This is a genomic window from Mesorhizobium sp. M0761 (assembly GCF_040320205.1).
Lineage (GTDB): Bacteria > Pseudomonadota > Alphaproteobacteria > Rhizobiales > Rhizobiaceae > Mesorhizobium.
The window spans coordinates 360,077-386,959 of record NZ_JAMYPF010000003.1; the positions used below are offsets into that span (position 1 = coordinate 360,077).

30 protein-coding genes and 1 tRNA gene are annotated in these 26,883 nt (G+C 61.8%); 16 read left to right on the top strand and 15 right to left on the bottom strand.

Going from position 1 to position 26,883, the window contains the following annotated elements:
• Positions 1-2: 2 nt before the first annotated feature.
• Positions 3-1,100 (bottom strand): NADH:flavin oxidoreductase/NADH oxidase, encoded by a 1,098-nt coding sequence (locus NKI32_RS07035; protein WP_353002381.1) that lies wholly within the window; start codon positions 1,098-1,100, stop codon positions 3-5.
• A gap of 143 nt (positions 1,101-1,243) precedes the next feature.
• On the opposite strand from NKI32_RS07035, the gene NKI32_RS07040 reads away from it, so the two are divergent.
• Both NKI32_RS07040 and NKI32_RS07045 read left to right on the top strand, forming a co-directional pair.
• A complete protein-coding gene (locus tag NKI32_RS07040) occupies positions 1,244-1,822 on the top strand; it encodes an NUDIX domain-containing protein (protein WP_353002383.1) in 579 nt (192 codons plus the stop codon).
• Between the two features lie 88 nt (positions 1,823-1,910).
• Complete coding sequence (locus NKI32_RS07045; RefSeq protein ID WP_352511600.1) at positions 1,911-2,882, top strand: ATP-grasp fold amidoligase family protein; 972 nt, start codon at positions 1,911-1,913, stop codon at positions 2,880-2,882.
• 367 nt (positions 2,883-3,249) lie between these two features.
• Here NKI32_RS07045 and NKI32_RS07050 read toward each other — a convergent pair whose 3' ends face one another.
• Together NKI32_RS07050 and NKI32_RS07055 are read right to left on the bottom strand one after the other, a co-directional pair.
• Complete coding sequence (locus NKI32_RS07050) at positions 3,250-3,438, bottom strand: hypothetical protein (protein WP_023688348.1); 189 nt, start codon at positions 3,436-3,438, stop codon at positions 3,250-3,252.
• Positions 3,439-4,162: 724 nt separating this feature from the next.
• Entirely contained in the window at positions 4,163-4,384 is a 222-nt protein-coding gene (locus NKI32_RS07055; protein ID WP_023681532.1) for a hypothetical protein, read from the bottom strand.
• An 86-nt stretch (positions 4,385-4,470) separates the two neighbouring features.
• Here NKI32_RS07055 and NKI32_RS07060 point away from each other — a divergent pair, with 86 nt between their 5' ends.
• Positions 4,471-5,334, top strand: a complete 864-nt coding sequence (locus tag NKI32_RS07060; RefSeq protein WP_353002386.1) for an ATP-dependent DNA ligase — start codon at positions 4,471-4,473, stop codon at positions 5,332-5,334.
• Here the strand turns inward: NKI32_RS07060 and NKI32_RS07065 are convergent.
• The 5 genes from NKI32_RS07065 to NKI32_RS07085 form a co-directional block, all read right to left on the bottom strand.
• On the bottom strand, positions 5,331-5,579 hold the full coding sequence (locus NKI32_RS07065) for a hypothetical protein (RefSeq protein ID WP_023734430.1): 249 nt from the start codon (positions 5,577-5,579) through the stop codon (positions 5,331-5,333). The genes NKI32_RS07060 and NKI32_RS07065 overlap by 4 nt on opposite strands.
• Positions 5,580-6,532: 953 nt before the next feature.
• Complete coding sequence (locus NKI32_RS07070; RefSeq protein ID WP_023667524.1) at positions 6,533-6,724, bottom strand: hypothetical protein; 192 nt, start codon at positions 6,722-6,724, stop codon at positions 6,533-6,535.
• Between the two features lie 1,230 nt (positions 6,725-7,954).
• Positions 7,955-8,040, bottom strand: a tRNA-Leu gene (locus NKI32_RS07075).
• Positions 8,041-8,167: 127 nt separating this feature from the next.
• Positions 8,168-8,830 (bottom strand): outer membrane protein, encoded by a 663-nt coding sequence (locus tag NKI32_RS07080; RefSeq protein ID WP_352983872.1) that lies wholly within the window; start codon positions 8,828-8,830, stop codon positions 8,168-8,170.
• Positions 8,831-8,958: 128 nt separating this feature from the next.
• Positions 8,959-9,810: an alpha/beta fold hydrolase gene (locus tag NKI32_RS07085; RefSeq protein WP_352983869.1), complete on the bottom strand. Its 852-nt coding sequence runs from the start codon at positions 9,808-9,810 to the stop codon at positions 8,959-8,961.
• A 254-nt stretch (positions 9,811-10,064) separates the two neighbouring features.
• Here NKI32_RS07085 and ade point away from each other — a divergent pair, with 254 nt between their 5' ends.
• A complete protein-coding gene (gene ade, locus NKI32_RS07090; RefSeq protein ID WP_353002388.1) occupies positions 10,065-11,876 on the top strand; it encodes an adenine deaminase in 1,812 nt (603 codons plus the stop codon).
• Between the two features lie 22 nt (positions 11,877-11,898).
• Here ade and NKI32_RS07095 read toward each other — a convergent pair whose 3' ends face one another.
• From NKI32_RS07095 to NKI32_RS07105, 3 genes are all read right to left on the bottom strand, one after another.
• Positions 11,899-13,062, bottom strand: coding sequence for an alpha/beta hydrolase (locus NKI32_RS07095; RefSeq protein WP_023725749.1), 1,164 nt, complete (start codon positions 13,060-13,062; stop codon positions 11,899-11,901).
• A 133-nt stretch (positions 13,063-13,195) separates the two neighbouring features.
• Positions 13,196-14,269 carry an alpha/beta hydrolase gene (locus tag NKI32_RS07100; RefSeq protein ID WP_023695396.1) on the bottom strand — a complete coding sequence of 358 codons (1,074 nt, stop codon included), beginning with the start codon at positions 14,267-14,269 and terminating at the stop codon, positions 13,196-13,198.
• Positions 14,270-14,369: 100 nt separating this feature from the next.
• On the bottom strand, positions 14,370-15,773 hold the full coding sequence (locus tag NKI32_RS07105) for an aminopeptidase P family N-terminal domain-containing protein (RefSeq protein WP_353002390.1): 1,404 nt from the start codon (positions 15,771-15,773) through the stop codon (positions 14,370-14,372).
• A 123-nt stretch (positions 15,774-15,896) separates the two neighbouring features.
• Between NKI32_RS07105 and ilvA the strand changes: the two genes are divergently transcribed.
• From ilvA to NKI32_RS07120, 3 genes are all read left to right on the top strand, one after another.
• Positions 15,897-17,153 carry a threonine ammonia-lyase IlvA gene (gene ilvA / locus NKI32_RS07110; protein WP_023715803.1) on the top strand — a complete coding sequence of 419 codons (1,257 nt, stop codon included), beginning with the start codon at positions 15,897-15,899 and terminating at the stop codon, positions 17,151-17,153.
• On the top strand, positions 17,150-17,695 hold the full coding sequence (locus tag NKI32_RS07115; RefSeq protein WP_352625779.1) for a DUF1697 domain-containing protein: 546 nt from the start codon (positions 17,150-17,152) through the stop codon (positions 17,693-17,695). The genes ilvA and NKI32_RS07115 overlap by 4 nt, the downstream gene beginning before the upstream one ends.
• Before the next feature lie 149 nt (positions 17,696-17,844).
• Positions 17,845-18,549 carry an outer membrane protein gene (locus tag NKI32_RS07120; RefSeq protein WP_352625781.1) on the top strand — a complete coding sequence of 235 codons (705 nt, stop codon included), beginning with the start codon at positions 17,845-17,847 and terminating at the stop codon, positions 18,547-18,549.
• Positions 18,550-18,654: 105 nt separating this feature from the next.
• On the opposite strand, the gene NKI32_RS07125 is transcribed toward NKI32_RS07120, so the two are convergent.
• On the bottom strand, positions 18,655-18,948 hold the full coding sequence (locus tag NKI32_RS07125; protein ID WP_023702485.1) for a DUF2218 domain-containing protein: 294 nt from the start codon (positions 18,946-18,948) through the stop codon (positions 18,655-18,657).
• Positions 18,949-19,080: 132 nt separating this feature from the next.
• Positions 19,081-19,521, bottom strand: coding sequence for a VOC family protein (locus NKI32_RS07130; protein WP_023667513.1), 441 nt, complete (start codon positions 19,519-19,521; stop codon positions 19,081-19,083).
• A gap of 356 nt (positions 19,522-19,877) precedes the next feature.
• Here NKI32_RS07130 and NKI32_RS07135 point away from each other — a divergent pair, with 356 nt between their 5' ends.
• From NKI32_RS07135 to NKI32_RS07160, 6 genes are all read left to right on the top strand, one after another.
• A complete protein-coding gene (locus tag NKI32_RS07135) occupies positions 19,878-20,474 on the top strand; it encodes a cold-shock protein (RefSeq protein WP_031193130.1) in 597 nt (198 codons plus the stop codon).
• Between the two features lie 112 nt (positions 20,475-20,586).
• The gene (locus NKI32_RS07140; RefSeq protein ID WP_352913630.1) at positions 20,587-21,159 is read left to right on the top strand and encodes a DUF192 domain-containing protein; all 573 of its coding nucleotides are present in this window, start codon (positions 20,587-20,589) and stop codon (positions 21,157-21,159) included.
• A 10-nt stretch (positions 21,160-21,169) separates the two neighbouring features.
• On the top strand, positions 21,170-21,937 hold the full coding sequence (locus NKI32_RS07145) for an alpha/beta fold hydrolase (RefSeq protein WP_023725755.1): 768 nt from the start codon (positions 21,170-21,172) through the stop codon (positions 21,935-21,937).
• A gap of 101 nt (positions 21,938-22,038) precedes the next feature.
• Entirely contained in the window at positions 22,039-22,365 is a 327-nt protein-coding gene (locus NKI32_RS07150; RefSeq protein ID WP_156933418.1) for a hypothetical protein, read from the top strand.
• Between the two features lie 70 nt (positions 22,366-22,435).
• On the top strand, positions 22,436-22,750 hold the full coding sequence (locus NKI32_RS07155) for a hypothetical protein (RefSeq protein WP_023822943.1): 315 nt from the start codon (positions 22,436-22,438) through the stop codon (positions 22,748-22,750).
• Positions 22,751-22,789: 39 nt separating this feature from the next.
• The gene (locus NKI32_RS07160) at positions 22,790-23,290 is read left to right on the top strand and encodes a GNAT family N-acetyltransferase (RefSeq protein WP_023725758.1); all 501 of its coding nucleotides are present in this window, start codon (positions 22,790-22,792) and stop codon (positions 23,288-23,290) included.
• On the opposite strand, the gene NKI32_RS07165 is transcribed toward NKI32_RS07160, so the two are convergent.
• Complete coding sequence (locus NKI32_RS07165) at positions 23,287-23,901, bottom strand: HD domain-containing protein (protein ID WP_023725759.1); 615 nt, start codon at positions 23,899-23,901, stop codon at positions 23,287-23,289. The genes NKI32_RS07160 and NKI32_RS07165 overlap by 4 nt on opposite strands.
• 133 nt (positions 23,902-24,034) lie before the next feature.
• Here NKI32_RS07165 and cysE point away from each other — a divergent pair, with 133 nt between their 5' ends.
• Positions 24,035-24,883 (top strand): serine O-acetyltransferase, encoded by an 849-nt coding sequence (gene cysE, locus NKI32_RS07170; protein ID WP_023667506.1) that lies wholly within the window; start codon positions 24,035-24,037, stop codon positions 24,881-24,883.
• Positions 24,884-25,137: 254 nt separating this feature from the next.
• A complete protein-coding gene (locus NKI32_RS07175; protein WP_006200852.1) occupies positions 25,138-25,341 on the top strand; it encodes a DUF3126 family protein in 204 nt (67 codons plus the stop codon).
• A gap of 289 nt (positions 25,342-25,630) precedes the next feature.
• Here the strand turns inward: NKI32_RS07175 and NKI32_RS07180 are convergent, their stop codons facing one another.
• Positions 25,631-26,356, bottom strand: coding sequence for a hypothetical protein (locus NKI32_RS07180; RefSeq protein ID WP_353002395.1), 726 nt, complete (start codon positions 26,354-26,356; stop codon positions 25,631-25,633).
• A gap of 110 nt (positions 26,357-26,466) precedes the next feature.
• On the opposite strand from NKI32_RS07180, the gene NKI32_RS07185 reads away from it, so the two are divergent.
• Entirely contained in the window at positions 26,467-26,835 is a 369-nt protein-coding gene (locus NKI32_RS07185; protein ID WP_352513665.1) for a DUF6949 family protein, read from the top strand.
• The last annotated feature ends 48 nt before the right edge of the window (positions 26,836-26,883 follow it).

Genomic DNA, 26,883 nt, shown 5'->3' on the forward strand with positions numbered 1-26,883 from the left:
GTTCAGCCCTTCGTCCAGTGCTGCATCGTGGTCACCGAGCGGGCGAGCTGTGGCGCGGGATGGATTTTTTCGCTGAAGGTGGCGGCGGCGCGCCAGCCCCAGCGCGGATCGGCGAGGAAGGCGCGGGCCAGCGCGACCATGTCGGCGCGGCCGTCGGCGACGATCGCCTCTGCCTGCGCGGGATCGTCGATCAGGCCGACAGCCCGTGTCGGGATGCCGGCGCCCTTGCGCACCGCTTCGGCCAGATGCACCTGATAGCCGGGGCCGGTCGGCAGCTTCTGCAACGGCGAATTGCCGCCGCTCGAACAGCAGAGATATGCAACATTAAGCGCCTTCAAGGCTTTGGCCACCTCGATCGCCTCTTCGACCTCGAAGCCGCCACCGACCCAGTCCTTCACCGACAGGCGGGCGCCAAGCATCAGGTTTGGAACTGCCTTCCTCACCGATTTGGCGATCTCGATGAGGAAACGCATGCGGTTTTCCAGCGAGCCGCCCCAGCGGTCGGTGCGCTGGTTGGAAAGCGGCGACAGGAACTGGAAGATCAGATAGCCGTGCGCGGCGTGCAACTCGAGGAAGTCGAAGCCGGCGCGCTCGGCGCGCCTCGCGGCTTGAGTGAAGCGCTCGATGAGCTGCAGGATTTCATCCTCCTCCAGCGCATGCGGCACATTCCAGCCGGTGTCATAGGCGATGGCCGAGGCCGAGACGGTCTGCCAGGGATCCTCGCCCGGCTGCAATGGGCCGCCGCCTTCCCAGGGCTTTCGGTTGGATGCCTTGCGGCCGGCATGGGCAAGCTGAATGCCGAATTTCGTCTCGGGCGCGGCGACGCGCCTTGCTGCATCCAGCGTGCGCCGGGCGGCCGCCTCGTTGTCGTCGGAATAGAGGCCGAGGCAGCCATGGGTGATGCGGCCGCGCCGTTCGACGTCGGTCATCTCGACGGTGACCATGCCGGCGCCCGACATCGCCAGGTTCATCCAGTGATAGAGATGCCAGTCGCTGGCCGAGCCGTCTTCGGCGGAATACTGGCACATCGGCGCCACCGCGATACGGTTCGGAAAGGTCAGGCCGTCGAGGGCGATCGGCTGGAAAAGCGCTGCGGTCATCAAAAAACTCCGGAGAGGGACTGCAGCTATTTAGGCGATGGCAGTTGCCGGCACCAGACACGAGGCGGTGAAAGCTTCGCCGTTTCGGTTGCGCGCAAAACCGTTCGCGGTTACGCCATGGCGCCGACAGCTTGGAGCTCATCATGGAAGATCGTATCCGCATCCGCTCGGAGGAAGTCCTGTCCGACGACTGGGCGGTCCTGAAGAAGACCGTCCTCGATTATCGCCGGCGCGACGGGCAGTGGGAGACGCAGATTCGCCAGACCTACGATCGTGGCGACGGCGCGGTGATCCTGCCTTTCGATCCCGAGCGTCAGACGGTGCTTCTGGTGCGGCAGTTCCGCTACCCCGCCTACGTCACCGGCCACCGCGAACCGCTGATCGAGGCCTGCGCCGGCCTGCTCGACAAAAACGATCCCGAAACCGCCATCCTCAAGGAGGCCGAGGAAGAGCTCGGCTATCGCCTACAGAACATCGAGCGGCTGTTTTCCCTCTATATGAGCCCGGGCAGCGTCACCGAACGGCTGTGGTTCTTCGTGGCGCGCTATTCACCCGCCGACCGCATCTCGGCCGGCGGCGGCGCGGCCGACGAGGGCGAGGACATCGAGGTTCTGGAAATGCGGCTTGATGAAGCGCTGGCCGGCATTTCAGACGGCCGCATCATCGACGCCAAGACGATCATCCTGATCCAGCATTTGAAACTGTACCCGATGAAGGGCTAGCTCGGCGAAGCTCGACGTGCCTCACTGCTGCGGGCAGGGTGGCCGTCCACTTCGCGGATGAAGTTGCGCAAGTTGCAAGGACACCGGAATGGCGCGTGGCGCAAAGGCATGGCTGAAGCGAAACAGCGCGCGGGCATCTCTCCTGTTGCTGAACGCCGCGCTGCTTGTCCGCTATCGCCGGTTGACCCAGCGTTTCCTTGAGCGAATGCGGCATCTGCCGAATTTTGCAGCCCCGGTGACGTTCACGGAAAAGGTCCACTGGCGCAAGATTTTCGATGACGATCCTCGCTTTATCGGCCTTCTCGACAAGCTCAAGTCCAAGGAAATCGTCAGGGAGCGGCTTCCCGGGCTCGCCATCCCGGAGGTGCTGTGGCAGGGCGACGATCCGCGCCAGATCCCCTTCGATGACCTGAAAATCCCATACGCCGTCAAATGCAACCACGGTTGCGCCATGAATGTCATCGTTCGCGATCCGGCCAACGCCGACCGGGAGGCGATCATTGCCGAGATGACGGAATACCTTGGCCAAACCTATGGCGCCCGCAAGCTGGAGCGCAGCTATGCGCACATAGAGCGGCGGGTTTTCGTCGAAGCGCTTGTCGGCAAGGACCAGGATTATGACCCGGTCGACTACAAATTCTGTGTGCTGGCTGGCCGCGTCGCCTACATCGTCGTCGTCGCCTTCCGTTCCACGGCCAAGAATACCGCCCACCTGGATCGCGATTGGCGCCCGCTGAACATCGTCCAGGGCGCGATCGACTCGAGCCTGGAAATTCCCCCTCCCAAGAGCCTGGCGCGGATGATCGAGGCAGCCGAGGCGCTCGGCAGCGAGTTCGACATGGTGCGTGTCGATTTCTACGAGGAGGAGGGGGAGCCGATCTTCGGAGAATTCACGGTCTACCCACGCAGCGGCTTGCTGCAATTCGACCCGGCTGCCTTCGACCGCGAACTGGGCGCGCATTGGGATATTGGCGCGTCAGCTTACCTCAGCCGTTTGCCCAGCCGATTTGCCCAACGATACAAGGCAATGCTCGTCGCCGCCGGCTATCTCGACGTTTGACGGCTACTCGGTGGCGTGCCACCCGAAGCTCGAAGAGCGAAGGGTGGTGCGCAGAACTCATACGATTAGAGATCGAGGGAAACTGATAGCTCAGCAGGGAGTCGTGATTTCGAAGTGCCGTCTCAACTGAGCCGTAGCGGTCAATTCGTCCTGCTGGGATCAATCTTCGTGAGCCGCTGCCTGGTCTCGGCCATGCGCCTTTGCGCAGATCGGATTCGGCAACACAAGGCGGGATTCATAGCGACGCCGCAATCTTCGTCCAGCAAGTTTTCGGCGCGCTTCCTGCTGCGACTCGGCCGATTACCGCTAAGGTTACCGGCAAGCTCTCCCACGTCCGGACTGGGTCGAGATCATTTGAAGAACTCTTTCAGCTTGTTGAGTCGACTGTCGCCAGAGGCCTTCCGGCCTTCAGGACACGCCGCCTCGCCGATCGTATCCTGCTGGATAAAGCGAGGTTCTCAGCCACCATTTTCTCGCTGAGTACCAGCGCGAACTCGGTCTGTTTGATGCGCTGCTGAGCATCAGCGAGTTGCATCGTGAAAAGATCGGTTGCCATTGTTGATCCGGGATCCGCGAGATTCATGATTGCGTAACACATGGCGGCCGAAATCGTTCCTAGTTGTCGGGCGAAGCCGGTGCCGCAAAGGGCGGCTGAGTTTGAACTTCCCACCCGACCAGACGTCCGCGAGCGCCAAGGCATCGAGAGCCCAGTGATCGGAGGGCCACTACGAGCGGGCGCAACCCGACCACTTAAGTGATCAGCCTCGCTACAGCCTTGACAGGTACAGTCGCGGCCTCATCAAGGGGAGGTATCAATGGTCTCGGCGATTGGAAACCAACATCGGCAGGCAGCTGAAACTCGACCGAAACCCGCAAAGACAGAACCGGGCGAAGGATTTGCGCCAGGCAAAAGCGCAGACAGCGTAGGACATCGCGCCAAGGCAATGGCGGCAGAAAGTGGCGACACGGATTCTGGCGCCCAGGGGCGCGCCGCATCGACAATCGCCAGGATGGATATCACCGTTTTGGCTCCACAGAGCGAAGAGCCGCCTTTGGAGTAGCCCGGGCGGCCGTGCCGCTGCCTCGGTCCTTGTGCAGCACAACGCGCGCTGGCTACGCTCGGTGGACATCGTCGTCTCGAAACACTTCGGGCGTTGCACTGCCGCGAGCCGCCTTCGCTGCTGGTCGAGGGGCTGTAACCCTTGGTGAGGCCGGCATCGCCTCGCAGGTCGTTGCGAGCCCACGATCGCGCGGCCAAGCGACCTTCCCTGTGTCGGTCTCTATTTGATACTAGGGGACGGCGGTTTCATCACGGGCAATTGCAGCTGGTCAATGGTTGCGACGATGCCGGCGGCAATGGCTTCCGCCTCATGGATCAGTTCCGGACCATAGAGCCCATTGACCATCTCTTCGCTCGGCAGCACGCCAGGAGGACAGTGCTCTTCCATTGTGCGCCGGATGAGCGTCAGCGCTGCCCGGCATTGGTCGGCTTCGATCTTCATAGCCCTTCAAACATCCAATTCGTCTAAAATGTTCCGGAACTAATTTAGCAATTGCTAATTGAAGTCGCAGTTCTGAGAGTCAGTGCATGCGTCTGAAATTCATCAAGCCCATGGAACCCGAACTGGTCGACACGCCGCCGATGGGCGATGATTGGATTCATGAGATCAAATTCGATGGCTACCGCACCCAGGTCATCAAGGATGATGACGGGATTCGGCTGATCACCAAGAACGGTTATGATTGGACGGGCCGCTACATCCAACTTGCCGGTGAGGCGGAAGCGATCGAGGCGAAAGACTTCATCATCGACGGCGAGACCATTACGATCAATGAGGCTGGCCTATCCGACTTCCATGCGCATCAATTAGCCGCGACCAGCCGCAAGCCGTCGCGCGATCTGTATCTGCTAGCATTCGACCTCTTGCACCTGAACGGGCATGACTTGCGGAACACGCCGGTGGAAGACCGTCGCGAGATACTCCGGGCGTTGATCCCGGACGGCGGCCGAATTCAGTTCAGCGAAGCGATGCCGGGCACTGGCGACGCCGTCTTTTACCTGGTCGACCAGGCTGGGCTTGAAGGTATCGTTTCAAAGCGGAAGGGCAGCAAGTATCGGTCGGGTCCGACGACGAACTGGCGCAAGATCAAGTGCTATGCCGAAAAGGAGATGGACATCATCGGCGTGCAGCGCGAGCCCGGCAAGCCTGCCATGGTGCTGATGGCCGACAAAGGCCACTATGCCGGCGGCGCCTTCGTCACCTTCAAGGCGGACAAGCGCCAGCGCCTATGGGACCGCGTGCAAGGCAAGATTGGCGGGCCGGCGCCGAAAGGGCTCAAAAGTGACAAAGCCGAATGGCTAAAGCCGGGCCTGGTCGGCCGCGTGCGGTTCCTGAAGGGCGAGGAGAAGCTTCGCCATGCCAAGCTGCTGGACTTCCGGGAGGAGACTTAGCCCGGAGGCTTGTCCCGGGGCTGTGCCGGTCCTGTCCCGTTCCACTGGATGAACTTCGCCTTCTGGCCGGTGATGGTGTCGATCGACTTCAACAGGGGTCCATGGACATCACGTAGAGCTTGGTAGTGCTCACCGCAGTACGCCAGGAGCGGCCCGACGATGCTCCTGTGCAGCGCTTCGGCTGCCGCCAGGAAGCGCTCGATTTCAGCCCGGGAAAGTTGTTCCGAAGGTTTGGTTCTGGCCATTGGCGCTCTCCATTGAGGGGTCGCCGCAACGAGGACTATAATCCTACATGCCGGACTGCCTGACAAGAGGGCTCGCCGGCCTTACCCCGCAGGTAGCAGTAGGGCGACGGCGCCAAGCGCAGCCATCAGGAGCAGCCACCAGCAAAGATGAGCAACGGCAGGCCCGGCGACCTCATTTGGCACACGGGACAAACAAGAAGGTCGCCGAGCCTTACCGGCGCTGCTTTGTGAGGGAGACGACGCCGGATGAGATGAGAGTATGCGATCGTGCTAATCTCTGCGAACCATGCGAACGAAGGAAAGCCTTGTGGCACCGACGTTGAGATCAAGGTCGGGCGGGGCGCTGATCGCTGCGGCAGGATTCTTCCAAAGCGGTAGTGAGTCCAGAGCGGAACATTAGCGTCGGCTAACGGTTAATTCGGCAGTGTTCCGAACCGTGATTGGTAGAGCGATGGTGACGTTTCATCTTGTCTATTTTTCCGGCCTCACGGCAGACCAGCTGCTAGGCAGCGCCGTTCCTATCCTGGCGTGTTTGCTGCTTTATAACGCTCTGGCTACGGACGCCTAACTGATGGGTCGGCCAGCGGCCGGCATCCTTGGCAGCCGGCGATTGCCATCCCGATGCCAACTTCAAGACCTATCACGAGGCCAAAGACAAGCTTGCCGACGAAATCAATGGCGAGGGCCGGACAGGACGCCACACGTCCAGGCAGGGCTCTCTGACGGCATTGGCGATGGCCCGTTGGCAATTCGGGGGTCCATTGTTCCCATTTCTGTTTCTCCCAAAACTGCCCGCTGCCTCACGGGGGCGAGCTTTTTCGTTATAGGGCCCTCCGCGCTGGGCAATCTGTTCCAGGAGCTTCTGTGATGCCTCTATGACGCGGCAAACCTTGGAAAAGGTTTCCGTGGCAGGACCGGGGTACGATTCTAACCAACTACCGCTGTATAGGCCACTAGCGCCCGACGATCCGGCTAATCATGTCGTCATCAGGTGCGCTGTCGGTGAATTCCCGTAGCAGCGCCTTCGCGTGGTCTACCCAATGCTCTTCAGCCAGGTTCAACTCCCGAACGGATCTCCTGAAGGTCTCGCACACCACATCGAAATCGAAGGCGTCAATGCTGTAGCCTTCCTCGTCATGGTCCATCGGCCGCCTCCCCTATGGGGGAAACTGTACGGAATCGTACGAAGCAAGTGCAAGCGCATTCAAAAGCAATTGGCTGATGCCGCCCGATCGTTCCACAATGTGTTGCTAATATGCAGCACCGACTGAATCTCCGATCAGCGGCACTTGTGGTTGGTTCCAACAGCTGCACGTTGACGGCAAGATGCCAAAGCCAACGACATGCGGGCGACGAAGATGGACAAGCGACAAAACACAAGAAATGTTGAGTTGGTCGGTCTTCTGGCCGTGCCGTTGTCAGTTCTAATCACGCTGCTGATAGCTGGAATGATCCTTTGCTGAAATTTTCAAGTGGCAAAAGGCTGGGGCGGCGGGTTTTCCCCTTTGAAAGAAGTCACCATGTCCCAATCCGTCGAACCCCCGATATTGCCAGAGGATAGCCCAGACCGTGGGGTGAACTGTGAAGTCGCATTAGAAGCCGCGTTTGCGGCCTTGGTGACTGCGTCAGAAGCGCAAGGTTGGACGCCACAGGAAACGGCTGCAACTCTTCTTAAAATCGCGACGGAGCATGCCCACCGGGTTGAGGCCGCTGCGGCCCCAGCCGGCTCCTAAGGGAGTGCCTTGACCTGGCCGCGCGGTCGGTTGCCACCGACAGGAGTGTTGCAGCAGGTATTCCAGCAAGAGTGTTAAAAACTCTTCAGTTTTGTCCCTCTTCTCTGCCAATGCGATTTTATCAAAGCCAAGCCCCCCAGTGGCATCGATATGAAAAGGTCTGTGAGTTGCGGCTTACACTCGAAGAGGATTGCCCTGGCCAATAGGTGGCCGGCTCGCAAAGGTCTTTGAGACGTTGTGCAGCCACATCCTGATCTCATTATGACCGTCAAGGCCGGACCACACGTATTTCTCATGTCCTTACGGCAGCCAATACCGAACACCAAAACACCACCGGCCGAATTGATGAAGGCTGACAGTGCTTTTGCCAACGCCGCCCGACCATCCTTAGTTGGTTGTTCTTGAGGTGTGAAAGCGGGCCCCTGTTTGCCGACCGCAGGTGTCTTGAAGTCTAGGCTTAGGCTTTCCTGCATCTCGGCCTCAACTGCTGATTTAGCAGAGCTTCCCTATGAGCGACCAAGTCATGAAAATCCAGCATGGCAGTTTCCGGCTTTGTATCCCGGCTGCCCCTGCGGCTACCCGCGTCGGCCTTTTCTATGGTAGCCAGTGAGTTCGTACAGAACGAATCCTAAGCATTTCAATTGGTGCGGACGACGGGAATCGAACCCGTACGATCAGAGATCGAGGGATTTTAAGTCCCTTGCGTCTACCAATTCCGCCACGTCCGCAGGCCAGCCCTTTTCAGACGCCAGCGAAAACCCGTCAAGCCATCTTTTGCCGAATCTCGAACTCATGAAAGGTGGTTCGTGATTTCAAACAATTGGTTGTCGCGAAAATTTCAGTCGCCGAGAACGCTCAGAATTTGTAGCTGAGATTGATACCGACCGCGTTCAGTTTCACATCCTGATCTCGATCGTTGAAGGGTTCCGCCACGTCATAGTGCTCGGAGCCGAAATCATAATAGCGATATTGCGCGCCGACGATGAATTTGTCGGTCAGCGCATAGTCGACCCCGGCACCCAAGGTCCAGCCGACATTCGTGCGTGTGCCGGCGAACGACGCGCCCGCGACTTGCGACGTTTCGATGCCGGCAAAGGCGACGCCGCCGACGCCGTAGACCAGCACGCGGTCGATGGCGAAGCCCGCTTTGGCGTTGACAGATCCGAACCACTTGATGTCCGTGCGGAATGTGCTGCCAAGGCCTGATACGGCCGTACCGTCGATGGCGGAATAACTGAGCTCCGCCTCGGCGCCGAGCACCGCCTGATCGAACTGCCACAGGCCGGCGACATGGCCGCCGACGAAACCGCCGTCAATGTCGGGCGAGATGGAAAACGGCGCGCCTTCCGTCACTGATATGTCGGACTGGCCCCAGCCGTAGCCGGCCTGCAGGCCGGCATAGTAGCCGGTCCAGTCGAAGCCTGGTTCGGTCATCGTCACCGCCATCGGGTCGGCGGCGAATGCCGGCGCGGCCAGAGCAATCAGAAATCCGGCACTGGCAATGGTCAGACAGCGCATCGAGTTCTCCGAAAAGGCGGTTAAGAAGGCGCCTTGCCGGAAGGTAATCCTATTCGCCGCAAAACGGAACCCATTGTTCAACAATCGGAAGCACCCGTTGCTGCGCTGGGGTGCTCTAGCTGGGGGCGCTATTTGGCGTCAATGAAGTCCAGCGCCGCCTGGCTATATTCGTCCGACGCCTGCAGCATGGCGAAATGACTGGCGTTGGGCAGGATGATGAGCTTGGCGCCCGGAATGACGGAGGCCATGTATTCGGTGTGTTCGCGCTTGATCGCCTCGTCATGGTCGCCGGCAACGATCGCGGTCGGCGTGGTTATCTTGCCGAGCTGTTCCTTGGTCCAGGCCGGCTCCGACTCCCACATGTGGCTGATCTGCGCCACGAAGGCATCGTACTGGTCGGGAGTCTTCGACAGTTTCTTGTAGTCGCGTCCCGAGCGGTCGATATAGGCGGCAAAGGTCTTGTTGGTCAGCACACCCGGATCGACACCATCGGTGGTGACATTGGCGGCCTGCGCAAAGAGCCGTGTCAGCCGCTCCGGATGATGCAGCGCGATGTCGATGCCGATAATGCCGCCGTCGCTCCAGCCGACAAGAGCGGTCTTGTCGATCTTGAGATAGTCGAGCAGCGCAAGATAGTCCGACGCCATGAGGTCATAGCCGTAAGCCTGCTCGGTGCGGGTAGAGCGGCCATGGCCGCGGCTGTCGGCGATAATAACCTTGTGCGTCTTGGACATGGTCGCCACCTGGCTTGCCCAGATGTCGCCATGGCCAAGGCCGCCATGGATCAGGAAAATCGGATCACCGGCGCCGAAAACGGCGTAGTACATCTGAATGCCGTTGACCGGCGCATATCCGCTCTGTTCAGGCTTGGGCATGGCCGCCGGTTCGGGCAAGGTCTGCCAACGTTCCTCGGCGGATGCAAAGCCGGCCGAGATCAGGAACAGGGTGACGAAGGCGAGTGCTTTCAGGAACCGGGTCATGACTTCACCTCAGGAGGTTTCGGCCTCATCACAACAAAAACCCGCCTCGCGGCGGGTCGTCGGCGCAAATCAGCACCGTCGGCAGAATAGTAGCATAAGTGCCGGCACAAGCCAAACTGAATGACCGCCGTGACGCTCGCCGGTGTGAACAGGTGCAGCGCATCCGCCGGCGAATTCTCATCGAGCGGATTTCGTCCGTGATCGCTGGCCAAAACCTTGCCGGCTTGGCACAGTCTGGCAAACAGGAGTCTTTCATGGCCAAGCAGCCGTCGGCGACGAAACCCAAGCCCTGGACCGAGATGGCGACGCATCTGGTCGACGTCGCGACGGGGCGCAAGCCTGCCGATCTCGTCATTCGCAACGGCCGCTGGGTGAACGTGCACTCCGGCGAAATCATAGCCGGCACCGACATCGCCGTTGCCGGCGGCCGCTTCGCCTATTGCGGGCCGAATGCCAGCCATGCCATCGGCCAGGGCACCAAGGTGGTCGACGCCGGCGGCCGCTATCTCGTGCCCGGCCTGTGCGACGCGCACATGCATGTCGAGAGCGGCATGGTGACGGTGACCGAGTTCTGCCGCGCCGTCATCCCGCACGGCACCACCTCGATGTTCATCGATCCGCATGAGATCGCCAACGTGCTGGGCCTGCCCGGCGTGCGGCTGATGCATGACGAGGCCGTCGCCATGCCGATCAACGTGCACGTCCAGATGCCGTCCTGCGTGCCGTCGGCGCCGGGTCTGGAGCATGCCGGGGCCGAACTGACGGTCGCCGATGTCACCGAGGCGATGACCTGGGAAAACATCATCGGGCTCGGCGAAGTGATGAATTTTCCCGGTGTCGTGGCCAATGATCCGGTCATGTCGGGCGAGATCGCCGCAACGATCAAGGCCGGCAAGACGGTCGGCGGCCACTATGCGTCGCGCGATCTCGGCCTGCCGTTCCATGGCTATGTCGCCGGCGGGCCGGAGGACGACCATGAAGGCACACGCGCCGAGGACGCAATCGCCCGTGTGCGCCAGGGTATGAAGGCAATGCTGCGGCTGGGCTCGGCCTGGTACGATGTTGCCTCGCAGATCAAGGCGGTGACCGAGAGCGGTCTCGACCCGCGCAACTTCATCCTGTGCACCGACGACAGCCATTCCGGCACGCTGGTGCATGAAGGCCATATGGACCGGGTGGTGCGCCACGCCATCCAACAGGGATTGAAGCCGGTGACGGCGATCCAGATGGCGACGCTGAATACCGCCCAGCATTTCAAGCTGGAGCGCGAACTGGGCTCGATCGCGCCGGGACGGCTGGCCGATCTGCTGATCGTCTCCGATCTTGCCGCCATGACCATCGACGAGGTCTATGGCCGCGGTATCAGGCTGGCCAAGGGCGGCAAGCTCGAGATCGACATTCCGGCCTATGATTACCCCAAATCGGCGAAGAACACCGTCAAGCTCGGCAAGAAGCTGAAGCCAGGCGACTTCGACATTGCGGCGCCCAAGGGCGCCAACGAGGTGCGGGTGCGGGTCATCGGCGTGATCGAAAACCAGGCGCCGACGCGGGCGCTGGAGGCCGACCTGCCGGTCGAGGACGGGCTGGTCGCCATGGACCGCCGCAACGACATCTGCCAGATCGCGCTGGTCGAGCGCCACCGCGGCACCGGCGGCGTCACCAATGCCTTCGTCTCAGGCTTCGGCTATATGGGCGACTGCGCCATGGCGTCGAGCGTCGCACATGATGCCCACCACATCATCTGCGTCGGCACCAACAAGGAAGACATGGCCCTGGCCGTCAACCGGCTGGGCGAGGTCGGCGGGGGCGTGGTGCTGTTTTCGAAGGGCAAGGAGCTTGCGCTGGTCGAAATGCCGATCGCCGGGCTGATGTCGGACGAGCGGGCGGAAATCGTGGCGGCCAAGGCGGAGAAACTGACCGAGGCGATGCGCAAGATGGGCTGCTCGCTCAACAACGCCTACATGCAGCACTCGCTGCTGGCGCTGGTCGTCATCCCGGAACTCAGGATTTCCGATGTCGGCCTGATCGACGTGACGACGTTCCAGAAGGTAGGTTTGTTTATCTGAGATCAGCCCCGGTGCTTGGCTCTCATCCGCCGGTGGCGATGGTCAGCACCTTGAATGGCGTGGTGATGATGATCTCGGCGACGGATCCGACTGCCTTGCCGAGGCCTCGGCCGAGATTGTCGATCTGGCCCTGCGTGGGTTCGTCCGATGCCAGGCCGGCTGGAGCGCGCAGACGGTCGCCGAGCAATTGCACCAGGAACGGGTTGTCGGCGAATTTGGCGTGGTTCAGGCGGTCGCCGCCCTTGATCTGGCTGAGGTCGGCCACAACGACGCCGTAACTGGCAATGTCGGCGGCGTTGCCGTAGTCGCCGACGCGCGGCTTGTCGCCGGATAGCAGGCTGGACAGTCTCAGAGCACGGTCGTCGGCGGAAAGCAGGATGACGAACGGCCTGTCGGGCTTGCCGTAGCGGATCATCTGCTTCTTGAAGACGTCGACATCGATATCGGGCGATGCCAGGACAACACGGCCGAGCTTGCCGTCGAGATCGCGGTCGCCGGTGATGGCGAGCTGGCGCAGCGCTTCCATCGTCACCCAGGTTCCCATCGAATGCGCGATGATGTCGATGCTCTTGACCTTTGTCTTGGCGAGCATCCTGAGCGTCGCTTCGAGGTCGTCGCGCGCGGCGTTGGCGCTGTCCTTGTCGTAGATATAGCCCGTGGTCTTGCCGCTCGAAGCCCACGAAAACAGGATCGGCGTACCCGGATATTCGGTGTCGTGGGCGATCTGCGTCAGCCGGTAGACCCCATCGTCGAAGCCGTTGTTGAAGCCGTGGACGAAGACCAGCGCGCGGTCGCCATTCATGGTGATGTTGGCACCGACGGCCTTGGCGAATTGCGAGGCGTCGCCATAGCGCACGACGTCGGTGGCGGTGAATTGCTTGGCCGGGTTCGAATTGGCCGAGCCCTTGGCGCGCTCGATGGCGCCGACCTGGTGGACCTTCGGCACGGTGACGTCGACGCGGGCGTAGCTGGTGGTCAGCGAGCGATCGCCATCGAACACCTGGCGTGGGTCCTTGGTCGCCTGCTTGCGGGTGGTGGCGACGAAGATTTCGTGGGTGGCCGCGATGTCGGAGGCAGGCACCGAAACCGTCGTCTCGTTCAACAGGTCATGGGTGTTCGGGCCGGCGCAGCCGGCGGCAGCGAGCGCGAACGCAAGGACCAGGACAGTCTTCCATCGCTCGTTCACGCGGGCTCCCGCTGGCGCATTGGCGCCGATTTCAATGTCGTAGAGGCAGAGACCGGTCCGGTCCAGTTGAAAGTGAGCGGGCCGGTCGGCATTCGCGACCTCACGCGGCGACGGTCGCCGCAAGGCGACAGCCTTATTGTCCGAGCGCGCTGATGCGGTCGGTCACCGTCTGGTCGCTGGCAAAGCCGTCATCCTCGCGCAGCCGCTGGCCGATCATCTTCACCAGTTCGGGATTGTCGGCGAACTTGGTGTGGTTGAAGCTGTCGCCTCCCTTGACCTTGGAAAGGTCGACCACGGTGACGCCATAAGCGGCGAGGTCGGCGGCATCCTTGTAGTCGCCGACGCGTGGCCGCGAGCCGGCAATCAGGCCTGAGAGCCGCAGCGCCCGGTCGTCGTCGGAGAGCAGCAGGATGAACGGCTTGTCCGGCTTGCCGTAGCGGCGCATCTGGCTCTTGAAGACGTCGACGTCGATGTCGGGAGAGGCCAGCACGACATCGCCGAGCTTGCCGCCGAGATCGCGGTCGCCGGTGATGGCCATCTGGCGAAGCGTTTCCATGGTCACCCAGGTTCCGAGCGAGTGGGCGACGATGTCGATGCGCCGCGCGCCGGACTGCTGCAGCATGCGCAATGTCACCTCCAGCTGATCGCGGGCGGCGCTGGCGCTTTCCTTGTCATAGACATAGTCGGTGGTTCTGGCGCCCGATGCCCAGGAAAACAGCACCGGCGTGCCGGGATAGCCGGAATCGTGGACGATCTGGGTCAGGCGGTAGACCGCGTCGTCGAAGCCGGTGTTGTAGCCATGCACGAAGACCATGACGCGGCCGCCGCGCGCGGCGATGTCGGCGTTGAGCGCGCTTGAGAATTGAGGCTGCGCATCGTAGCCGACGACCTCGGAAGCCATGAAGTATTTCGCCGGGTCGTTCGACTTGCCGCGCGAGCGGCGCTCGATCTGGCCGGTCTGGTGGGTGCCGGGAACGGTGACGGTGACGCGGGCGTAGTTCAGCGTCGCCGAGCGTTCGCCGTCGAAAACTTTGTTGGGATCGTCGGATTTCTTGCGTGTGGTGGCAATGAAGATCGAGTGATTGCCCGAGATTTCGGTCACCGGCGTGGACATGACGGCGCTGCCGAGCAGTTCCTCGGTTTTGCGGCCGCCGCAGCCGGCGATCAACAGGGCAAGTGCAAGAATGCAAATCGTCTTCAAACGCACGTCAAAAATTCCACTCCGGCCAAAAGGCCCATATACCCCCGCGGCACCTCCCGGACAGTGAGAGTGCGGCAGAAGTAAGTCGTGTCCAGCCGAAATGTGGTCAGCGTCGAGCCACGGTCATCGCACTGTTGCGCGAAAGCCAGAATGGCGGCAGGAACGCAGGGATGTTGGAGAAGGGCAATACCTCGGGCTTGAGCCTGATGCCGAGCACATCGCCCATGAAGGCGCGGCGCGCCTCGATGCGGCGCCATGCCTCGGGATAGCGGGCCGCGATCTCCTCGCGCAACGCCTCATCGGCAAGCGCGATACCGTCCTCGATGTTGGTGGTGAAATAGCTGGTTCCGGTCGCCGGAATGATGTCGACCTGCAGCGCCATGCCGGACCGCAGTTTGATGTCCGAGCCGGAAAACACCGGCGAATGCATCCATTCGTCGATATGGACGAGATGGCCGGGATTGAGCGAGACGCCGAAGAACGGGTCCCCTATGCGGTCATGCACGGCTTTCCAAAGCGCTCCGCCGGCAGCCCCGATGCCGATGGTCTCGTACCAGTCGACGACGGCGGCGAAATAGGGCGCGACCAGCTTGTCGATATAGTCGTCGATCTCGCGCGGCAGTTCGGCCGCGCTCTCGACCAGGAAGCCGGCGCGGGCGTTGAGCGAGCCCTGGATGCCATAGGCCATGGTGACGGGATCGCCGCGCTTGATGATGTCGAGGCGCGGGCTAGGCAAGCCGTAGGGCGCACGCCTGCCGGCGGACAGCATCGGGTGGCAGCACAGGGGCAGGCCGTTGATCCCCATCAGCCGCGCGGCCTGCAATTCGCTCATGCCGGGCTCAATATTCCCAAGCACATTGCGCAGGCCCTGCGAGGAAAAGGTCGCGGCGAATTCGAAGGACGCCAATTGGTCTGCCTCGTTGATGGCGCGTAGGCCGTCGGATGGGTTCATCAACAGGTTGGCGGCGTTGACCACCGCGCCTCTGTCGCCGGCCAGTGTGCGCAGCGTACCGGCGATGAAGGACGGCAGGTCGAGCGTCGTCTCGCCAAAGCCGCCATCGCCGGGGCCGAACGGCTTCCAGCCGATGGCGCCGATCTTCTGGCCGGCTTTCAGGCCGCAGGCGGCAAGCGTGTCGGATAGAGAGGCCGAGCGGTCGCGTGGCTGCGCCGGCAGCGAGAAGGTCTGGTAGAGGACGCGCTGGTAAGGCCCGTCGCAGATTTCGGCATAGCCCCAACCCTCATTGCCGACGAGAAGTTTTGGCTGGCTGCCGGGAACGATGACCAGCAGCGTCTCCTCGAAACGCGGATCGTAACCACTGAGATAGGCGACATTGGCCGCGTGCTCGCGGTCGCCATAGACGGCAAAGGCGTCGAGCCCGGCCTCGGCGCCGCGCGCCAGCAGAGCCTCGATGCGCGCTTCGTAGGTCCGCCGCTGAACTAGCGGCATCACTGTTGGTTCGCCGAATTCAGGAAGGTCTATGGTCTTCAGGGCGACAGCCGAAACAGGCATGAAGATGGCTCCAATGGATTCCTGCTGGCGCGTCAAAGCGGCCGCGCCGCATCGGTGGCTGCAAACGGCGAATTGTGCAATAGGCTTCGCCTTCGAACCATTCGATCCAGAGGTGACGGCGCCATGAACAGTTTCTCCTCCCGTGTCGCCACCGCCGCAGCCGCGATCCGCGAGATCTTTCCCGAAACGCCGCTGCAGGAAAACGACTATCTGTCGAAGAAGACGGGGGCTCGGGTGCTGTTGAAGCGCGAGGATCTTTCGCCGGTGCGCTCCTACAAGATCCGCGGCGCCTTCAACTTTTTCCGCAAGGCGCTTGCCGCCGGCAACGAGGCCGAGCTGTTCGTCTGCGCCTCGGCCGGCAACCATGCGCAGGGCTTTGCCTTCGTCTGCCGCCATTTCGGCAAGAAGGGCGTGGTCTTCATGCCGGTGACGACGCCGCAGCAAAAGATCGACAAGACGCGGCTGTTCGGCGGCGATTTCGTCGAGATCAGGCTGGTCGGCGACTTCTTCGACGACTGCTACCGCGCCGCCTTCGAATTCACCGAAAGTTCCGGCGCGCATATGGTGCCGCCCTTCGACCACAAGGATATTATCGAGGGGCAGGCGACGGTCGCCTATGAGATTGCCGACCAGATGCCGGGCGCGCGCATGCCCGACATCATCATGCTGCCGGTCGGCGGCGGTGGCCTGGCCGCGGGGGTGACGCACTATTTCGCCGATCAGCAACGTGACGCCCGCTACGTCTTTTGCGAACCGGCCGGTGCGCCGAGCCTGCATCAGAGCCTCGCCAGCGGCAAGCGCGTCCGGCTCGCCAATGTCGACAATTTCGTCGACGGCGCGGCGGTGGCCGAGATCGGCCGCGAGCCGTTGCGCCACCTCAAGGAGTTCGCCGCTCAGGCGGTGCGGCTGATCCCCGAGAACCGGCTCTGCGCCACCATGATCGAGATGCTCAACATCGAAGGTGTGGTGCTGGAGCCGGCCGGTGCCTTGGCGATCGACGCGTTGAAGGATTTTTCGCGCAAGGAAATCCGCGGCAAGACCATCGTCGCGGTGGTGTCGGGCGGCAATTTCGATTTCGAGCGGCTGCCCGACGTGAAGGAGCGGGCGCTGCGCTTCGAGGGGCTGAAGAAATATTTTATCATCCGCTTTCCGCAGCGGCCGGGCGCGCTGCGGGACTTCCTCGAACTGCTCGGTCCCGACGACGATATCGCCCGCTTCGAATATCTGAAGAAATCGGCACGCAATTTCGGCTCTGTGCTTATTGGCATCGAAACCAAAGACCGGCGAAACTTCGATTTGCTGAGGGCGAATTTCGAGGCCGAGGGCGTGCACTATCAGGACATCACCGACAACGAGACCCTGGCGGGGTTCATCATATGAGCGGCACTGTCTTCGTCGCGCTGTTTTCCGGCATCAATGTCGGCGGCAACCGCATCGTCAAGACGGCGGAGTTGCGGGCGTTATTCGAGGCGCTAGGTTTCACCGACGTCGCCAGCTATGTACAGAGCGGCAATGTCGTGTTCCGGGCCAGGAAGGGCGACGCCGCCACGCTGGCGAAACAAATCGAAACGGCGTTCGAGAAAAAATGGGGCTTTCACTCGCGCATCATGGTGCGCGATCTCTCCTGGTTCGAACGGTTGGTGAAGGAGAATCCTTATCCGGAAGTCGCCGGCGATCCGACCAAGCTTCACGCCTACACGCTGGAGCGCCAGCCGACGGCGGACGAGATCGCCAGGCTTGCCGAAAAATGCACCGGCCCGGAAAGCTTCGAGGTCAAGGGCGACGTGCTCTACCTCAAGGCGCCAGACGGGCTGGGCAAATCGGTGTTCGCCGGGCTGATCCCGCGCGTGCTGAAAGTGCCAGGCACCGCGCGCAACTGGCGGTCGGTGCTGGCGCTGCTGCAGATGGCGCGTTCGCTTTGAATCGCTTAAATCTGCGTTGCGGTTGCGATGCTAATTAAGTCTCGGCTAAACAGTTGTTTTTATGCAACAATTTTCGATTATCCGGCCTGGGCAGCTTAATCAATACTGCATGTCTGTGCTATGCTCTTTCCGACGCATTGGGGAGTTTCATGAAAGGTCTGCTTCTCGCATCCACTTTCCTGATTTCGGCTTGCGGCGCGGCGTTCGCCGCCGACGTGATTGAGACCGTACCGGCAGGGTTTGTCTGGTCGGGTGGCTATGTCGGCATCAACGCCGGCTATGGCTGGGGACGCGGTGACGCGGTCGACCAGACGGATTCCTTCTTCGACGAGGAGCTTGGTCAGACCCATGACGTCGATACCGACGGCTTCCTCGGCGGCGTTCAGGCCGGTTACAACTGGCAGTTCGGAGCATTTGTCTATGGCGTCGAAGCCGATCTGGGCTATCTCGGCCTCGACGGCGACAGGACTATCGTCGAAGAGCCGGACAATTTCGGATCGGCGAAACTGGGCGTCTATGGCGATCTGACGGCACGTCTGGGCTACGCCACCGACAGGCTGCTGATCTACGCCAAGGGCGGCGCGGCGGCGACTCACTACAAATTGAGTTATGGCGATACTTTCGATTTTGACGGGGTGCCCGACCTGGACAGCAGCGCATCGAGGAGCGGAGGCCGCTTTGGCTATACGATCGGTGGCGGTGTCGAATGGGCCTTCGCCGACAAATGGACCACGAAGCTGGAATACCAGTACTTCGACTTCGGCAAGGTCCGTTTGACAGATATCGAGGGCAACGACGCAAAGGTGAAGATCGACGCCCATACGATCAAGATCGGCCTGAACTACAAGTTCTGAGCGATCCGTCGTTCCGACGGTTCAGATGGCGTCGCAACCAAGTGACGCCATAACGTTGTCCGGGGCTGGCAGCTTCCGGCGTTCGGCGTTGCGGCTGACAGCAGATCAGGTCGCCGGAGCCTGCTTCCACTCGAAAGTCAGTTCCTCGCGGAAGGCAAAGCGCTTGATGTGATCGGCAACGACGCTCTCCATGCGCTCCAGCGATCCGCTTTCATCCGTCGACACCGTGATATGCAGCGCTGCCGCATCGGCATCGAGAACCGTGCGGCCGAGTGACAGATCGATGGTGCCGTGGTTCGGATCGAACTCGACGGGAAATTTGTGCGCCCAGTGCTTGCACAACTGCTGCAAATAGCGGCTGGCATACGCGGTGGAGACATCGGCACGGCTGGTCGGCATAAATGAATTCTCCTGGGTGAGGCACTGGCTTTGCTTGGCTGGCGCGACAGGCAGGTAAATAGGTGCCGTTGCTCGAAATGGCAAAGGGGCCGGCTTGTCGGCGCGGCCGCCTCGCTCAAGATGGCGTGATCGCTACCAGGTGCCGGTGTTCGGCATCGATGCCCACGGCTCAGCCTTGGGCTTGGCCGGGCCCTTCTGCAGCAGTTCGAAGGAGATGCCGTCCGGCGACTTGACGAAGGCCATGTTGCCGTCGCGCGGCGGCCGGTTGATGATGACGCCATTGTCCATCAGATGCTGACAGGTGGCGTAGATGTCGTCGACCTCATAGGCGAGGTGGCCGAAATTGCGTCCGCCCTTGTACTCCTCCGGGTCCCAATTGTAGGTCAGTTCGATCAGCGGCGCCTTCTCAGTGATGCCGCTTTCTACATCCTCGGAGGCGGCGAGGAAGATCAGCGTGAATCGGCCCTGCTCGTTTTCGTAGCGGCGCACTTCCTTAAGGCCGAGCTTGTTGCAGTAGAAATCGAGCGAGACATCGACGTCGGCGACACGGACCATTGTGTGGAGGTAGCGCATGGGATTTCCTCGGGGATGTTTGGGTTGCGAGGCAACATAAGGTCCACCCCGCCGAAGGGCAACGAGCATCGGACTGAAAGTGGTCACCGGTTTTGGAAAAATCAGATGGCTCTGACAAAAGCGCCGGACACAAGTGGTTGCCGATTTCGGCGAAATCCCTTGCAAATTGCCGACCGGTTGACCGCCTTGATGGATCGTCATTGCTGTCGGCAGCGACGCCGGCAAACAACAAGTCAGCTATTCCTGTATTCAACCGCGAAAAAAGGCACGGCAGGTCTTGCACACCCCGGAAGCGGCGGTGTTAATCTAATGTCAAGAATCACTTGCGGTTTTCTTGAAAAAAAGGGGGCGTTCTTATGGGGGATAAGGCCTCTTTCACGAGGCGGGATGAGAACCTTGACGACGCCCTGAAGAGTGACAGTGGCGGCGATAGCGCCGACCTTGTCGAAATCGCCGGCGCCATCAAATGGTTCGACGTGGCCAAGGGCTACGGTTTCATACTTCCCGATGACGGTTCTTCGGGCGACATCCTCCTCCATGTCACCTGCCTTCGAAAGGACGGTTTTCAGACTGCATTGGAGGGCGCGCGTGTCGTGTGCCTTGTCAAGCACGGCGACCGTGGTTTGCAGGCGTTCCGGGTGCTGTCCATGGACACCACTACGGCGGTCCATCCGGCCGAGATGCAGGAACAGCGCACCCATGTGGCGGTGACGCCGGAAAGCGGGCTCGAGCGGGCGCTGGTCAAGTGGTTCAACCGCACCAAGGGCTTCGGCTTTCTGACGCGCGGCGAGGGCACCGAGGATATCTTCGTCCATATGGAGACGCTGCGCCGCTATGGCATCACCGAGCTCAGGCCCGGACAGGTCGTGCTGGTGCGTTTCGGACGCGGTGACAAGGGCCTCATGGCTGCCGAGATTCACCCCGATATGGGCACCTTGCCGGTCGCGCATTAGGACGCGAGCCCTCCTGAGGAAATCAGGACGGCTCTTTCTTGGTTTCACCACGATCTTATCCGAATACCTGAGACCACTTTTAGGGATCATGGTCTTTGGTCGAGGATTTCCAATGGCGTACAGGAACTGGCTGACAGCGGGCGCGCTCTGCGTCATCGTTGCGGTAGCCGCAGGCGCTTACTTCTATTCCGGGCAGCCGACCGCATCCCAGCAGACGATCGCCGGCGGTCAGGCGATGATCCTTCCCGTCGATCCGACACCCTTGGTCGTGGCGACGAAAGGCGGCGATAAATCCTTTTCGATCGAAGTCGCCGACACCGACTCGGAACGCGAGGCCGGCCTGATGTATCGCCAGGATATGGCCGACAATCATGGCATGCTGTTCGTCTTCGAGATGCAGAAGCAGGTCGGCTTCTGGATGCACAACACGCCGATGCCGCTCGACCTGATCTTTGTTGGACAGGACGGCAAGGTCCGGGCCGTCAAGCACGGCACTCCATTGTCCGATGCAGTCATCTCGCCGGGTGTGCCAGTGCGCTTCGTGCTGGAGCTCAAGGCCGGCACCGCCGCCAAAAACGGCATCGACCATGGCGATCTGCTGCGCCATCCGGCCGTCGGCACGGTGTACGGCCCCGGCATGCCGCCATCGGACAAGGGCAACGCGCCCACGCCCGGCGCCGGCTGAGCCGCTCCCGATGCAATTCTTCTCCCATGACGGGTTCGACTTCGCCTTCCTCGACCGCCTGCCGGCGTCGGGGGCGGGCGATCCGGTGCTGATGATCCACGGCTTTGCCTCCAGCCACTATGTCAACTGGGTATCGCCCGGCTGGTTCAAGACGCTGAACGATGCCGGCTATCGCGCCATCGCCTTCGACAATCGCGGCCACGGCTCGTCGTCGAAAAGCTATGACGAGGCCGACTACACCCCGGCCAAAATGGCTTCGGACGCGGCGGCCCTGCTCGACCATCTCGGCATCGGCCGCGCGCATGTCATGGGCTATTCGATGGGCGCGCGCATCGCGGCGTTCCTGGCGCTGTCCGATCCCGACAAGGTGGCGACGCTGGTCTTCGGCGGCCTCGGCATCGGCATGGTCGACGGCGTCGGCGACTGGGATCCGATCGCCGAGGCGCTGCTGGCCGACGATCCGGCCGCCACCAGCCATCCGCGCGGTCGCTCCTTTCGCGCCTTTGCCGATCAGACGCGCAGCGACCGCCGGGCATTGGCTGCCTGCATCGCCACGTCGCGCGAACTGCTCAGCGAACACGACATGACGCGCATCGCCCAACCGACGCTGATTGCGGTCGGGACGACAGACGATATCGGCGGCTCGCCCGACGAGCTCGCCGCGCTGATGCCGAATGCCAAGTCATTTCACATCGACGGCCGTGACCATATGCTGGCGGTGGGCGACAAGACCTTCAAGCAGCGGGTTTTGGAGTTTTATGCCGAGAATCCGCTTTAACCGGTAAGCGATTTTCGGGCGATATGGATTGGGCGGCCGGCGAGGGGTGGCAAACAATGGCACAATGGGGAAGAAGCGCCGACGCTCTGCCGGGCCCCGTCGTGACAAGCAAGTTCGGCAAGCGTTCCGTCATCCTGGCGCTGCTCGCCTTCGGTGCCGGTGTGATAGCGCTGACCACAATGGTGGCGCTGCCGACCCACGCATCCGAGCGTGCCCAGAACATCGCCACGGGTTTCTTCATGGCGGTTTTCCTGCTGGCAGGGCCGTTGGCGCATATTGCCGGATTGATTTTCGGGCTGATGGCGCTGGTGCGTTCGAACGATAGCCGCGTGCTTGGGGTCGTCGGCATCCTGCTCAACGGCGGCTCCCTGGCGGTTGGCTTCCTGCTGCTTGTGGCAATGGCATCGACGATAGGCGCTTTCACCTGATCGGGGACGAGTAATGGCCGGATGGGGAAGAAGCACGATAGCAATGCCCGGCGTGGTGGGGCGGAGCAGCTTGGGCAAACGCTCGGTGATCCTGGCCCTGCTGGCGTTCGCAATGGATTTTGCGGCGGTGGTCACGCTGGCGTTGATGCCAGGCGAGGCGTCGCTGGCCGCTCAAAACGTCCTCGGCGGGGTTTTTCTGGTGGTGTTTCTCGTTGCGGCGCCGCTGGCGCACATCACCGGCGTGGTTTTTGGCTTGATGGCACTGGGACGTTCAAACGACAATCATGTCCTCGGCATCGTCGGTATCCTCCTCAACGGGCTGTCGTTGGTGATCGGCCTGTTCTTTGTTTGGGCGGCGACCAAGTCCGTTGGCGCCTTCAGGTGATCGATCTTCGTCTGGCTTGCAGCCGGAGGCGGTGCCGCTTTGGTTGACCTTCTCGTCACCTATATGGACATGCGCCCGCGCGATTTGGCGCCTGCACGCGTCAGCCCTGCAGCAGCGACCACGGTGGCGCTGGAAAGGCTGGACAGCGCCGCTTACATCGACCTCTACCGCGCTGTCGGCGAGCCGGTGCAGTGGGACCAGCGGCTGCGCATGCCGGCGGAAGACCTCGAGCGCCTGCTGGCGCTGCCCTCGACACATATCCATGTGCTGCGCGTCGAGGGCGAGGCCGCTGGCCTGTGCGAATTCAACGGCGTCGGCCAGCCTGAGGTCGAGCTGGTTCATTTCGGGCTGGTTCCCGCCTTCCAGGGTCGCAGGCTCGGCCCGTTCCTGCTCGACCAGGCGCTTCGCGCCATCTGGTCGCGGGCGCCGCAAAGGGTCTGGCTTCATACCGACACATACGACCATCCGGCCGCGCAATCGGTCTACAGGCGCGCCGGTTTCAAAGCCTATGCGCAGCGCATGGGGACATTTCCGGATTAGGATTTGAGCGTTTCTAGAGACCGCGCCAGGTTTTGCCTGGCCTGGGGCTCGAACCTGTGGCGGAATTCCTGCGTGTGAAAAATATGCTGGCGCGCGAGGAAAGTCTTGAGAATCGCGCCGCGGCCGGCGCGCCACATAGGCTCCTCGACCCAGCCATATTCGCGTCGGACCGCTTGTTCATAGGCGTCGAAAGCGTCGGCTGACGCACCCAGTATCGCCAGGTCCATGTCGAGGAAAAGCGCTGCGTCGTGGAGGGCGTTCTCATCGGCAAGGCCCCGTGGTTGAAGGCTGGGCAGTTCATGCGTGGCAGTGGCGACGATCATCGCCGCGATGCGGCCGAGGCGCTCCGGATCGGTGCGGGCGGCAAGTTTGTCCTGCGCAAGTGCTGCACTCCTGGCCTCGTTGTCCTTGGCGCGGCTGTCATATATGGCGTCATGGAACCAGATTGCGGCTTCGACGGCGCCGGAATCATGCAGCGATGCTCGATATTCGTCCGCCAGCGCCAGCAACGCCTCGATATGGGCGAGGTTGTGATAGTGGCGATCCGGAGCTTGATAGAGCGCGGAGAGCGCGCGTTTCAGCGGAGCGTCGATCAAGGGTTCGTTTTCCATGGCGGCTTGAATTTCCGTGAACCAAATCCATTTCACCGAGCACTAAGGAAAATTGAGTTCAATCGTGCTATGATCTGGCTTATATGTGCCGCCGGAGAATAGGCAAGCGGCCAGGACGCAGGACAAGACGTCGATGAACAGCATCAGCATTTCCCGCCCCACAATGGTCCAGCCGGTCGATCCGATCTGGCGTTCGGTCCGCGACGAGGCGATGGAAGCGGTCAACCGCGACCCGCTTCTGGCGGCGTTCCTCTATTCGACCATCCTCAACCAGGAGAGCCTGGAGGAAGCTGTCATCCATCGGCTCGCCGAGCGGCTCGCGCATCAGGACATCGGCTCCGACCTCATCCGCCAGACGTTCAAGTCGATGCTGGCCGACGACAAGGAATGGTCGTCGATCGTGCGTGTCGACATCCAGGCCTATTACGACCGCGATCCGGCCTGCGACCGCTTCATCATGCCGGTGCTCTATTTCAAGGGTTTCCATGCGATCCAGACGCACAGGCTGGCACATTGGCTGTGGAATCAGGGCCGCAAGGATTTCGCGCTCTATCTGCAGAGCCGCTCGTCCTCGGTGTTCCAGACCGACATCAACCCGGCCGCCCGCATCGGCAAGGGCATCTTCATCGACCACGCCACCGGCCTCGTCGTCGGCGAGACGGCGGTGATCGAGGACGATGTGTCGATCCTGCATGGCGTGACGCTGGGCGGCACCGGCAAAGCCGGCGGCGACCGTCACCCCAAGATCCGTTACGGCGTACTGATCGGCGCCGGCGCCAAGATTCTCGGCAATATCGAGATCGGCCATTGCTCGAAGATCGCGGCAGGCTCGGTCGTGCTGTCGCCGGTGCCGCACAACAAGACGGTTGCCGGCGTACCGGCCCGCGTCGTCGGCGAGACCGGCTGCGACCAGCCTTCGCGCCAGATGGACCAGCTTTTGCCGTCGCAATCGATGGACCAGGTCGTCAGCTTCGACATCTGATTTGCAACACCCGGCGTGCCGGACTGAGTCCGGTTGCCGGCGCCGTTGCCCCTGGAGCATGATGCCGAAAAGTGTGAGGCGGTTTTCGGACGACATCATGCTCTACCTCCTTGATTTAGAGGCGATTTGGATTCGACCTGAAATCATCCGGCCCCAGGGTTCGCGTTCTATCCAGCCGGCTTGCCTTTACATCGCCATTGTCGACGTGCCAGAAGCGCGTTCCAACGAGCAAGCCCGACGATCGGAGAAGACTTTTGAAGCCGGACGAAATCAGAAAGCTGGACGCCTATTTCAAGCGCGTCTTCCAGAATCCCAAACTCGAGGTGAAGGCGCGGCCGCGCAAGGAAGATTCGGCCGAGGTCTATGTCGGCGACGAGTTCCTCGGCATCGTCTTCAAGGACGAAGACGACGGCGACTATAATTTCTCGATGGCGATCCTCGACATCGATCTGGCCTGATCGCGGAACTGGGGATCGGAGTTGCCTATCTCCAACGAAGTGGGGAGATGAAGAGCAAGCCTCGGCGATCCTTCCCACCCCCCTCTGTCCTGCCGGACATCTCCCCCGCAAGGGGGGAGATCGGCAGTTCCTCGGCTCTTCTTCTGCAACCTCGATAATTGGCGAAAGCAGTGATGGGGGCGTAATTTCCCCCCTTGCGGGGGAGATGTCCGGCAGGACAGAGGGGGGTGCTGTCCCGCCAACGTTCGTAAACTTCTGCGCCGCTTCGCTTCGCCCGAACAGAGGCAGGCTAGCGCCCCGTCTTCAGGACGCGCGTGGCCTCGGCGACGATAGCGGCGTCAAGCGCTGGCCAGTTGCCCAGCAACTCCCGGGGAAAGCGGTAGGTCAGGCTGAGGCTGTCGCCGACCTGAATGTCCCGCTCGCAGGGCGCCAGCGATTCCTCGGCGCTCGGTCCGCTCAGGCAGCGGACGACGAACGGGTCCTTGCCGGCCCGGTCGGCGACCGCAAGCACCTCGTTGAGATAGCCTGATTTTTCGCTAAAGCCGTAAATCGTCGTGCCGCCGGGGCCGGGCGCGCCGGGCTGGCTGATCAGCGCGCTATAGATCGGCGCGAAACGGCCGCTCATGTCGCGCGACATCATCTGCGGTTCGAACGACAGGAAGATGATGTTCTTGGCCGTGCCCGTGTGGTTGAAATCCTCGCGTGCGGCTTCGCTGTAGCCGTCCATCTGGGGATAGCGCAGATAAAGGTCGAGGCGCGAAGCGATGCCGTCGCGCCGCGCCTGCAGGAAGCGGATGGCGTTGGCCGGCACGGCAATGACATTGTTGCCAATCACCACCCTGTGGACTGTGGTGTCGTCGGTGTAGCCGGCCATGGCGATCGAGCGGCCGAACCATTTTCCGCCAAGGCTGATCGCCAGCGACAGCAGCGCCAGTGCGGCAAAGGCATAGAACACCCGCTTCATCAGCACGGAATCGACGACGTTGAACCCTTCGGCGGTCGCTGCCTGCTTCATCGCAATCCCCATCGTCGCCGCCGTCTGTCCCTGGGCGGCACACATGCCGTGGCACGGCTCTTGCTGCGCTGGACGCGACTGTGCGATCTCATGGTAAACGGAAGGTAAAGATGAGCCTGCTGCTGCCCGTTCTCTTCGCTTCTGCCGTCGGCCTCACTGCCTGCGGGCTTACCGGGTCCGTGATGGAACTGGCGGCGGGCCGCCGGCTTGCCTTTGCCGAGCCTTATGTGTCGCCGGCGTACATCCTGCGCTCGCTGGCCGCGACCGCTTGCGCCGGTCCGTTCATGCTCGCCAACGATGCGCTCGATGCGCGGCGCGAAGGCCGTATTTCGATGCTGATGCTGGTGTCCTGCGGCTGCACGGTGATCGCCTGGGCGCTGGCGCTGGGCATCGTGCTGATCGCCATTGCCTCCTGGGGCATTGGCTCTCCCGGTGCGCTTCAGCTTTCGGTGGAATCGCTGGCGCGGTATTTGCCTTGAGGCAATTGCGGGGGAAAACCGGCACGCGGTTTTCCTCGGATTGTTCTA